We start from the raw sequence: 2,015 nt of genomic DNA, 5'->3' as shown, positions 1-2,015 counted from the left end.
GAGTCCGACGGTCCGTGCCGGGGCTCCGGGGCGGCGGGCACGGCTCGCGAGGGGTCAGTGCGTGGCGTCCCGCCGCTTGCGGGCGATCGCGACGAGCCCGGCACCCGCGAGCACCGTCACGGCGGCGGCGACGCCGAGTCCCGTGAGGACGCGGGTGTCGGTTCCGGTGGCGGCAAGGGACGCCTTCCCGTCCGACGCCCTGCCCGCCGCCGCGTCGCGGATCAGCTGGGCGACGGCGTCCGGGTGGGACAGCATGGCCATGTGGGAGGAGGGGATCTCGACCGTGTGGGAGCGCGCGCGCTTGGCCGCGAAGCGCTCGTAGTCGGGAGCCAGGGCCTTGTCGTTCTTCGCGACCAGGGCCCAGGAGGGGATCTTCTTCCATGCGGCCTTCGTGGCCCGCTCGCTGAACGCGGAGGCCACGATCGGTCGTTGGGCCGCGGCCATCGCCGCGGCGGCGGCTGCGGGCAGGTCCCCGGCGAGTACGCCGGCGAACTTCTCGGGGTCGACGTAGAGGTCGGTACCCCGGCCGTCCGCGTCCTGGAACGGCATGTTCCTGAGTGCGTCGTTGAGCCGGCCGCCCACGAACTTCTCAGCGATCCGGCCCAGTATCTCGCCCTTTTCGGGCATGAGCGCGGATATGTAGACGAGTGACTTCACCCGCGAGTTGCCTGCCGCGGCATGGCTGATCACCGCGCCGCCGTAGGAGTGGCCGACCATCACGATCGGCCCCTTGATGGTCTCCAGGAGGCTGGCTATGTAGGCCGAGTCGTTGGCCAGTCCGCGGAGCGGATTGGAGGCGGAGACGACCGGGAAGCCGTCGCTCTGCAGCCGCTCGACGACACTCGCCCAGCTCAACGCGTCGGCGAACGCGCCGTGCACCATCACCACGGTGGGCTTGGCTCCGGCACCGCCCTCGGGGGCCGTGGGCATGCCGTCCGCGGCGGCCGGGCCCGCCGCGGCGAACATCGTCACCGTGAGCGCCGCCGCGATGGCGCCCACCCGACGGGCCCCACTGCGCGGACCGAGGGCTGACGAATCAGTCATGGCGTTCTCTTTTCTCCGGAGGGGATCTGTCGGACCTCAGAATTTCCGAGCCCGGCCGACGAAGCGCGTCCGGAGAAGCAGGCGGGTGAAGGCGACCGGCCATCCAGGTGAAAGCGGACACCGTTGTGTGACGCCGCGTCGGACGCCGCGCGGGACCGCGTGGGAGGGGCGCCACGGCCGAGGCCGCGGTGCGGGGCGGCACCGGCGCGCCCCGCCACGGCCACCGCCGCCCCGCGTCAGGCGGCGGTTCCGGTGGCGACGGGCAGTCCGGCCAGCCGCCACTCCAGCATGCCGTCCGACAGCCGTACGGCGCTGCGGCCGTGGGCGCCGAGCACGCGCACGGCCTCGTGGGCCATGACGCAGTACTCACCCCTGCAGTAGACGACGACCTCGACCTCCGCGGGCAAGTCGGCGATCCGGTCGGCCAGGTCACCGACCGGGACCGAGACGGCGCCGGGAATGTGTCCCGCGGCGTACTCCTCGACGGGGCGCACGTCCAGGACGAGGACCCTGCCCGCCTCGGTGCGCCGCAGCAGCTGCTCACGGTCGATCCGGTCCGGCGGATCCTCCCCGAGGTAGGCGGTACGGGCGGCCTCGACGCCGGCCTGGTGCGCCTGGGCGACCCGGCGGAGCAGGGCGTAGAGCGCGGCGACGTCCTCCCCGGCAAGGCGGTAGTGGATACGCACGCCGTCGCGGCGGGTGACGACGAGACCGGCCTGCTTGAGGGCCTGGAGATGGGCCGACGCGGTGGTCAGGTTGAGACCGGCCGCCTTCGCCAGGGCGTCGACCGTGCGCTCGCCCTGCGCCAGCAGGTCGAGCAGCTCCAGGCGCTTGCCGCTCCCCAGGGCCTTCCCGGTGTGGGCGAAGGCGTCGTACAGCGCCGATTTCCGCGCGGCGTCCCCCATAACACTCCTCCATAAATCCATGGAATATTGTAATGGTACTCCCCGGTGGCGTGCCCGCCCCACCGC

General features: G+C 72.7%; 2 protein-coding genes. Both read right to left on the bottom strand.

What is annotated here, in order from left to right; translation table 11 throughout:
• Positions 1-54: 54 nt before the first annotated feature.
• Positions 55-1,044, bottom strand: coding sequence for an alpha/beta fold hydrolase (locus tag GUY61_RS37815; RefSeq protein WP_166634811.1), 990 nt, complete (start codon positions 1,042-1,044; stop codon positions 55-57).
• A 236-nt stretch (positions 1,045-1,280) separates the two neighbouring features.
• Positions 1,281-1,949, bottom strand: a complete 669-nt coding sequence (locus tag GUY61_RS37810) for a metalloregulator ArsR/SmtB family transcription factor (RefSeq protein ID WP_166634810.1) — start codon at positions 1,947-1,949, stop codon at positions 1,281-1,283.
• Positions 1,950-2,015 lie beyond the last annotated feature (66 nt).

The organism is Streptomyces sp. GC420, assembly GCF_009916105.1.
Taxonomy (GTDB): domain Bacteria; phylum Actinomycetota; class Actinomycetes; order Streptomycetales; family Streptomycetaceae; genus Streptomyces.
The sequence above is the reverse complement of the archived record's forward strand: the minus strand, read 5'-3'. Positions and strand labels throughout refer to the sequence as shown.

What these genes read in the sequence shown, in the direction of transcription:
- GUY61_RS37815 (WP_166634811.1), bottom strand. Translation starts at nt 1,044, where the DNA reads ATGACTGATTCGTCAGCCCTCGGTCCGCGCAGTGGGGCCCGTCGGGTG.
- GUY61_RS37810 (WP_166634810.1), bottom strand. Translation starts at nt 1,949, where the DNA reads ATGGGGGACGCCGCGCGGAAATCGGCGCTGTACGACGCCTTCGCCCAC.